This is a genomic window from Candidatus Desulfofervidus auxilii (assembly GCF_001577525.1).
GTDB lineage: Bacteria > Desulfobacterota > Desulfofervidia > Desulfofervidales > Desulfofervidaceae > Desulfofervidus > Desulfofervidus auxilii.
The window spans coordinates 2,273,869-2,281,427 of the sequence record NZ_CP013015.1 but is presented as its reverse complement, the minus strand read 5'-3'; the positions used below and the strand labels follow the sequence as shown (position 1 = coordinate 2,281,427).

The 7,559-nt window shown below is 37.3% G+C and carries 10 protein-coding genes and 1 pseudogene; 4 read left to right on the top strand and 7 right to left on the bottom strand.

The annotated features are described in order from the left end of the window. Positions 1 to 204, bottom strand: a pseudogene (locus HS1_RS13475) (hypothetical protein); the annotation flags it as partial. A 578-nt stretch (positions 205 to 782) separates the two neighbouring features. Between HS1_RS13475 and HS1_RS11410 the strand changes: the two are divergent. Both HS1_RS11410 and HS1_RS11405 read left to right on the top strand, forming a co-directional pair. Beyond that, a complete protein-coding gene (locus HS1_RS11410) occupies positions 783 to 1,415 on the top strand; it encodes a class I SAM-dependent methyltransferase (RefSeq protein ID WP_066065581.1) in 633 nt (210 codons plus the stop codon). A 3-nt stretch (positions 1,416 to 1,418) separates the two neighbouring features. Further along, positions 1,419 to 2,240, top strand: a complete 822-nt coding sequence (locus HS1_RS11405; protein ID WP_066065578.1) for a 3'-5' exonuclease — start codon at positions 1,419 to 1,421, stop codon at positions 2,238 to 2,240. A 37-nt stretch (positions 2,241 to 2,277) separates the two neighbouring features. Here the strand turns inward: HS1_RS11405 and HS1_RS11400 are convergent, their stop codons facing one another. Genes HS1_RS11400 through HS1_RS11380 form a run of 5 tightly spaced genes read right to left on the bottom strand, consistent with a single transcriptional unit; the run spans position 2,278 to position 5,161 of the window. After that, positions 2,278 to 2,493, bottom strand: a complete 216-nt coding sequence (locus HS1_RS11400) for a hypothetical protein (RefSeq protein ID WP_066065575.1) — start codon at positions 2,491 to 2,493, stop codon at positions 2,278 to 2,280. A 1-nt stretch (position 2,494) separates the two neighbouring features. Further along, complete coding sequence (locus tag HS1_RS11395; RefSeq protein ID WP_066065571.1) at positions 2,495 to 3,028, bottom strand: 2-oxoacid:acceptor oxidoreductase family protein; 534 nt, start codon at positions 3,026 to 3,028, stop codon at positions 2,495 to 2,497. Further along, positions 3,025 to 3,771, bottom strand: a complete 747-nt coding sequence (locus tag HS1_RS11390) for a thiamine pyrophosphate-dependent enzyme (RefSeq protein ID WP_066065569.1) — start codon at positions 3,769 to 3,771, stop codon at positions 3,025 to 3,027. The genes HS1_RS11395 and HS1_RS11390 overlap by 4 nt, the downstream gene beginning before the upstream one ends. Beyond that, positions 3,771 to 4,862 carry a 3-methyl-2-oxobutanoate dehydrogenase subunit VorB gene (vorB, locus tag HS1_RS11385; RefSeq protein ID WP_066065566.1) on the bottom strand — a complete coding sequence of 364 codons (1,092 nt, stop codon included), beginning with the start codon at positions 4,860 to 4,862 and terminating at the stop codon, positions 3,771 to 3,773. The genes HS1_RS11390 and vorB overlap by 1 nt, the downstream gene beginning before the upstream one ends. Next, positions 4,859 to 5,161, bottom strand: a complete 303-nt coding sequence (locus HS1_RS11380; protein WP_245669993.1) for a 4Fe-4S dicluster domain-containing protein — start codon at positions 5,159 to 5,161, stop codon at positions 4,859 to 4,861. The genes vorB and HS1_RS11380 overlap by 4 nt, the downstream gene beginning before the upstream one ends. 64 nt (positions 5,162 to 5,225) lie before the next feature. Between HS1_RS11380 and HS1_RS11375 the strand changes: the two genes are divergently transcribed. After that, complete coding sequence (locus HS1_RS11375; RefSeq protein ID WP_066065560.1) at positions 5,226 to 5,729, top strand: PocR ligand-binding domain-containing protein; 504 nt, start codon at positions 5,226 to 5,228, stop codon at positions 5,727 to 5,729. 74 nt (positions 5,730 to 5,803) lie between these two features. Next, a complete protein-coding gene (locus tag HS1_RS11370) occupies positions 5,804 to 6,253 on the top strand; it encodes a cytochrome c3 family protein (protein ID WP_066065557.1) in 450 nt (149 codons plus the stop codon). 39 nt (positions 6,254 to 6,292) lie between these two features. Here HS1_RS11370 and HS1_RS11365 read toward each other — a convergent pair whose 3' ends face one another. After that, the gene (locus tag HS1_RS11365) at positions 6,293 to 6,661 is read right to left on the bottom strand and encodes a hypothetical protein (protein ID WP_066065554.1); all 369 of its coding nucleotides are present in this window, start codon (positions 6,659 to 6,661) and stop codon (positions 6,293 to 6,295) included. Positions 6,662 to 7,559: the final 898 nt, after the last annotated feature.

The window sequence follows — 7,559 nt, the reverse complement described above, 5'->3', positions numbered from 1 at the left end:
TCCGTATCCATTCTTTCCTTCAATTGCAAATGATATTATCCCACCTTCTCTTTTCTCAATCTCTCTAAATTCTCTAACTGCCTTATAAAATTCACTGAATTTGTGTGCTATCTTCTGGTCATACAAAATCTGTTCTTCATCATCCATGATAATTATGTGATGATTATCACTGCCAATATCGATTCCTCCAGATAACCTTTTCACGCCTCACCCTCCTTTATGTTTGATATTTTATGGCTCTGCCAATACCTTTATCCCGTCTATAATAGCCACTTAAAGGCACCTTTCCATTAGACAGGGTATTGGCAGGAGAACATCCGGCAATTCAAACCGAGTCACAATAATTCAACATTATTGACTGACCCCGTTAGCCACAAATGTTCCCCTAGCCATTTATCATTTATATCACATAAAGAAGGCTTCTTAATTTCATTCCCTATTTTTTACTTGACTTTTAATTATAGACCCCAATTCCACTACAACTGTGAAAGGAGGGGGAAAATGACTTTGCAATTTGCACTTTGCAATCTTCATTTTGCAATTGCCGTAAGGCTATCTTACCCTTCGGGAAATCGCCTTCGGCGACTTCGTGAATACAAAACGTTGGTTGAAAGGAAAAAAGTTTTTTCTTTCTCGCCAACCTTAATTTTTTACGGTTTTGAGGAGCTTACCTTATCTTCCTTTTAGGAAAGCTTTTAAAAATTCTGGGGAAAGTCCTGCAAGGTAACCCTTGACGGCTTCAAGTAAAGCTTATATTTTAAAAATAATTAGGAGGACAAAAAGTGAGAATTAGACAAAGATATTACGATGTTTTTTCATATTTTTATGATTGGGTGATAAAACTCCACTCTCAAGATAAAAGTTTATGGCTGCGTCATTATTTATCCCGCAAAAGTGGTGTAAAATCTACAGATAAAGTCCTTGATTTATGCACAGGGACAGGTGCATTAGCTATAATTCTCAGCCAATACACACCGCAGGGAATGGTAATAGGATTAGATTTTTCGCTAGGTATGCTTAAAAAAGCTAGAGAAAAGGCAAAAACTTTAAAGAGAAAAAATCTATATTGGGTAGTAGCTGATGCTGGTGCCCTTCCTTTTAAATCAGGAACTTTTGATGTAATCACTTGCTCACATGCCATGTATGAATTAACAGGAAAGACGCGTCGTTTGGCTTTAGAAAATATCAAACGTTGTTTGAGACCAGGCGGGCGTTTTTGTATGATGGAACATGAAGAGCCAAAACATCCGTTTATTAAATTTCTTTACCATTTACGCCTACTCTCTATGGGTAAAGAGGGAAGAGAAATTGTCCGACATGAGTTAGAAGAGTTGAAGAACATTTTTACAAATGTAGTAAAAGAGATTACTCCTACAGGTAGAACTAAATTAATTTGTGGAGAAAAAGGAAATTAAAAGATGTCTTCTTTAATGGAAACACCCTTTGTGGTTTTTGATACAGAAACTACTGGACTATCATTAACCGCCAGGATTATAGAAGTTGGGGGAGTAAAAATATATGGAGGACGTATAGTAGAAGAATTTTCTTCTTTAGCTAACCCTCAACGTTCTATTCCCAGTAAAGCTACAGAAATTCACGGTATCACAGACGAAATGGTGGCCAATGCCCCACCTTTGCCTAAGGTGTTGCAAAGATTTTCCAATTTTATTGGCGAGGCTATCTTAGTAGGCCATAATGCAGTGTTTGATTTGAGAATGTTGGCTTTCCATTTAGAAAGAGAACAAATGCCTTTATTCTCTAATCCTACTGTAGATACTCATACTTTGATGCGCAAATACTTTCCTCAGCTAGAAAAATATAGTTTGCCTTTTCTTATTCAATATTGGCAAAGTCCATATAAAGGATGTCATCGAGCCTTAGTTGATGCAAGACACACAGCCTTTATCTTTTTCCGAATTTTAGAAAAAAACGGTTTTTCTCTCTCTGATTCTTTAAAAAATTTTTGGGAGTGGGCAGGTGAGCCACTTTATGTCAAAAATTACCTTCCTAAACCGCTAAATGACCCTTCTGACCCTAAATTAAAAATGCTCACTCAGGTAATGCAAAAGGACGGAGATTTAAAGATTATTTATACCAATGGCCATCTTGCCTTTAAACCGCGTGTGGTCCATCCTATAATATGCTTTCGGTGTGGGAAACATTACTATATGGAAGCCTTTTGTTATACAGACCAAATTGTGAAGACCTTTAGATTAGATAGGATATTAAAAATCTTTTGATCTTCCTGATGGAGGACAAACCTCTACCAATCTTACTTTAAATTTTCTCCTTCAAGGCTCGTATTCTGTTTTGCATCCTGTTGCTTAATTCTTTAATGGCATTTTGGAGAGTAATAATTTCTCGATGGCGATTGTAAACTTTATTTAATTCTTCTAGCCAGTATTGAATGGTCTCTATCTCCTTTTTACTAAGTTCTTCTTCTAACTTAGCCCTAATTTTTTTAATCAAACCTGGATCAAGCTGTTCCCACATACTACACCTCCTTTTTTTGTTCAACATATTTTATACCTTGCTCAATCGCTTCTTTATTAATAGGTATGAATTTAGCCTTTGCGCCGGTTAATTTTTCTTCCAATGTTTCATAAACTGTGCGTAACTTTATCTGTTTAGTAACAGCAATAAAAGCACCCATCATCACCATATTCCCCATCTTGCTCAATTGAAATGCAGGCACTTCAATAACCTTAATATCCTTCCGGAGAGAGGGCTCTTTAATAAGAAAACTATCATAGAATAAAATCCCTTTGTTTTTTAAACGAGGCAAAAATTTATAAAGAGAGGGAACATTAAATACTATAAGAATATCAGGATGCACAATAGCAGGTGAACCAATAGGAGTATCTGCATAAATTACCTGACAGTTACAAGTCCCTCCCCTGGATTCAGGACCATAGGAAGGCACCCAAGTGACATATTTCCCCTCTTTCATGGCACAATAGGCAATCAAATCACCTAAGAATAAAACCCCCTGTCCTCCAAACCCAGCAATGATAGTTTTTGTCTTCACTTGTCTCTAAATACCCCTAAAGGGAAAACCTTGGTCATTTCTTGTTTGACAAAATTCCACGATTGTTTGGGGGACATTTTCCAGTTTGTAGGACAGTTAGATAATACTTCTACCAGAGAAAAACCTCGTTTTTCTATTTGATTTATCAAGGCTTTTTTAATAGCTGCTTTGGTACGGGAAATATGTTCTAAGTCAAAAAGACTCACTCGCTCTAAGTAAACCGGAGCGTCTAAAGTATTAAGCAGTTCACATACCCTTAGTGGATAACCACAATATTCAGCTACTCTACCGCCTGGGGTAGTAGTGCTTTTTTGCCCTAACAAAGTGGTTGGGGCCATTTGCCCACCTGTCATCCCATAAACAGCATTATTAACGAAGATGGTAGTAAACATTTCACCTCTATTAGCTGCATGAATAATTTCATTAGTGCCAATAGCTGCTAAATCCCCATCTCCTTGGTAAGTAATAACAATATTTTCGGGTCTAAGCCTTTTTACTGCCGTAGCAATGGCAGGGGCACGGCCATGTGGTCCTTGGATTCCATCTACCTTCAAATAGCTTAAAGCAATCACCGAACAACCTATGGGCTCAATCAAAATCACTTTTTTTCTAATCCCCAATTCATCTATAATTTCTCCCAGGATTTTGTGTAAAGTGCTATGTCCACATCCTGGACAATAATGGGTGCGTCCTAAATAGGTTTGTGGCTCTGGATATTTGGGAATTAAAGCAGAAACCCTCATTAACCCAACTCCATAATCTTCTCTAAAATGTCTTTTTCCGTAGGCACAATTCCACCATAAACCGCATAAAGTCTCACTTCTGCTCTTCCTTCCACCCCTAACTTTACATCTTCTAATAGTTGGCCAAAGGACATTTCAACTACTAATACCTTATCAATCTGATGGGTAGTCAAATCAGCATAAATTTTATAGGGAAAAGGCCAAAGGGTAATAGGGCGTAGTAAACCTACCCTTACTCCTTTCTCTCTAGCTAAGTCTACTGCTGCCTTGGCAATACGAGAAGGTGTGCCATAGGCAGTGACTAAAATTTTGGCATCTTCTACTTTATAAATTTCATATCTTACTTCATCTGATTCTATTTTTTTATATTTTTGCCATAGTTTTGTCTTTGCCTCTATCATAGGTTCTGGAGCAAGAAACAAGGATTCAATTATATTTTGTGTCTCTCTGTTTCCTATGCCTGTCACTGCCCAAGGCTTTTCATATTTTTCAATAGGTATATCAGGGAATTCCATAGATTCCTTCATTTGTCCTAGATAACCATCAGTTAATATCATACCTGGATTGCGATATTTATCAGTAAGGTTAAAGAGAAGCATGGTATGTTCGGCCATCTCCTGAACTGAATTAGGGGCTAGAACAATAAGCTTATAGTCACCATGACCGCCTCCCTTCACTGCTTGAAAATAATCCCCTTGTTCGGGCTGAATACTGCCTAATCCAGGGCCACCCCGCATTATATTAACTATAACACAAGGTAACTCACAAGCAGCCAGGTAGGAAATGCCCTCTTGTTTTAAACTAATTCCAGGGCTGGAAGAAGCAGTCATTACCCTGCAACCCACAGATGCTCCTCCCATCACGGCGTTAATGGAAGCAATTTCACTTTCCATTTGCAAGAACAAACGAAATTTGGGATAAAGGGGTTTTTCTCCCCTTTTTTCCCTTTCTCTATCAGCAAAATATCTTTGGGCAAAGGTTTCAATAATTTCACTGGCCGGAGTGATGGGATAGCCTAAGAAACCTTCCACACCAGCCTTTAAGGCACCTTCTACAATAGCCTCATTTCCTTTCATGTATAACTTACTCATTTTTCTATCTGGGCATAAATCCTGATAGCCTGTTCAGGACAAACTTCATAACACGCCCCACAACCCATACAACCCCCTACTTTTGAATCTTCCCATTCTATTACTAAATAACCTTTTTGATTTGCTCGGGTTGAGGGTTTTAATAAACTTTTAGGACAAACATTAATACACAATTGGCAACCCTTGCACCTATCTTCAAGAATTTTTACTTGATAAGAAAGAGGCCTAACTAAATGAATTTTTCTATAGAGCATCATAAACCAGCTTTTGGTTTTAAAATTTGGTTCTAATTCTGTCAAGATTTTCTTGATTTTTATTTCAATTGTTGTAAATAATGAGAAAATGATTTGAGGAGGTTAAGATATGGAACTTACAGATATTTTGTCCAAAGAGGAATGGAAACAGTTAGCAGAAGAGATTTATGAGAAGTTTGGAATAAATGGAGGAGTAAATGATAAACAAGGCCTGATTGTGGCTTTCAGCTCTAAGTGGGCCAACGAATTTTGCCCCAAGATTAAAGGAGGTGAACAAAGTAGGACCATTTGCGCTACTGCTCATCAGTATTTACTTAAAGAAGCTCAAGAAAAAAAAGAAGCTGCTATAGGTGAATGTGATGTGGGCTTTACCAAGTTTGTAGTGCCTATTTTTTATAAAGGTGAATTTCTGGGCACTGCTGGAGGATGTGGTTTTTTGGAAGAAGATGGGGAGGTAGATACATTTTATATGGCAAAGGTGCTTAATCTAAATGAAAAAGAGATAGAAGGAAAATTAACCCAGATAAAAAAACTTTCTCCATCAGAATTAAAAGAAGCCATAGAATATGTAAAAAAACGTATAGAGCAAATCTTACAAGCATATAAAAGTTAAAAAATTTTCTTGACAAAATAGTTTAATGTTTTTATATTTGTATAAAAATAAGAGAAAGGAGGTGAAAAAGGATAATGAAAACTTTAAGGTTAATTATGGGAGTTTTGGCAATAGGGGCATTATTGGCCATTGGTTCTACAATAGCCATGAGTGGCGAAGTGCCAGCGACCATTACTATTAAAGATGCTGGATTCAGTGCTTGTAAGAAGACAGCGGTGTCCTTTACTCATGAAAAGCATTTTAAGGATATGAATATAGCCTGTACAGATTGTCATCATGATTATCAGCAGGGGAAGAATGTCTGGAAAGAGGGAGACCCAGTTAAAAAGTGTTCTGAATGTCATAAAGAAAATGCCGCGGAGAAAAACAGCCTTAGTTTTTGTACAAAAGCCTATCCTGCAGGTAAAGCTCCTGGACTTAAATGTGCTTATCACATGAATTGTATAGGATGTCACAAAGCGGTGAAGAAAGAAGGTAAAAAAGCACCTACTAGCTGTACTAAGTGTCATCCTAAGAAAAAGTAAGAAATAAACATAGGGAGGATGAATTCCTCCCTATATTCTTCAAGCAGACTTCCATTTCTCTAGCCTTTTTTCATAAAAGGCAATTTGATCGGTTAAATCTTTCAACCCCCAAGCATAAAGGTAACTAAAGCGAGAATCATGGCTCATTTGGGAAAGAATTCTGAATTTAAAAGTGCTAAAATAACAAAAGAAATATAAATCAAGACACACAGGGTAACCATCCAAGACACATTTTTGGACTAATTCTAGAAAATAGGCCCTTTCTCGGCCATTAAATTCCTTTAAAAATTGTTCCTTTTGCCAGTGAGTGATATTTTCTGGTTGAGGCTTGGAAGATAAGGTGGGCGTTCTTTTACTTAATAGGTTTTGTTTTTGCTTTTTCTTTTTTTGCCAAAACCGAAACTTCATTCTCTTATTTCCACTCTAGCACATTCACCAAGGTAAAGGAAGACCTTTAACCCAAAATCCTCGTTTGCCTTACAAAAAACCCCCCGAAAGTGTGCTAAAATAAGGGGGCACTGCCAAAGACATTTTATTCCTTTACCCAACCTGTTTTCTAATTTAGCACGCTGCTTCGCTTGCTGTCAAAGCTGCTCCGTTTCACTCCGCACCCTTTGGGCTTACGGCTTTGACAGCGCTTTACAGCGTGCTCCTGAAAAATTAAGGTTGGTGAGAAAGAAAAAAAACTTTTTTCCTTTCAACCAACTCTACTTTTTAAAAAGCAGATTGCGAAGTGCCATCAAGACTGGCGAAAGCCACCCTGAAAGGGCTTGGTCTTGATGGCTTAACGGAGCAATCTGCTAAGCTATAAATAGTTAAGCGCAATGGCTCAATGCAGAATGCAAATTGAAAAATGCAAAATCGCCTTCTGTTAAATTGGAACGTTAGCACGTTTACACGTTTACACGTTAGAACGTTGGGACGTTAGAATTGGGAATTAGGAACTGGGAATTGGAAATTTCTATTTTCTATTTTCTGTTTCCCGTTTCCCTTTCCTTCTTTATGCACGTTTACAAAGTTGTAAGTTAGAAAGTTTGCAAGTTAAAAAGTTGCAAGTTAGAAAGTTATAAGTTGTTTTTCAAAGACTTAAGGTATTTAATAAAGCCGTTAGCACGTTTGCACGTTTACACGTTTACACGTTTGCACGTTAGAACGTTGGCACGTTGGAATTGGGAATTAGGAACTGGGAATTTCTGTTTTCCGTTTTCTATTTTCTTAACTGTATTTTGTAGGTTTGAACTTTCCATTTAAAAAGTCAAGTAAAAAATGGAAATATTTTTTAAGCAGCCTTCTCCATTTCCTCCTT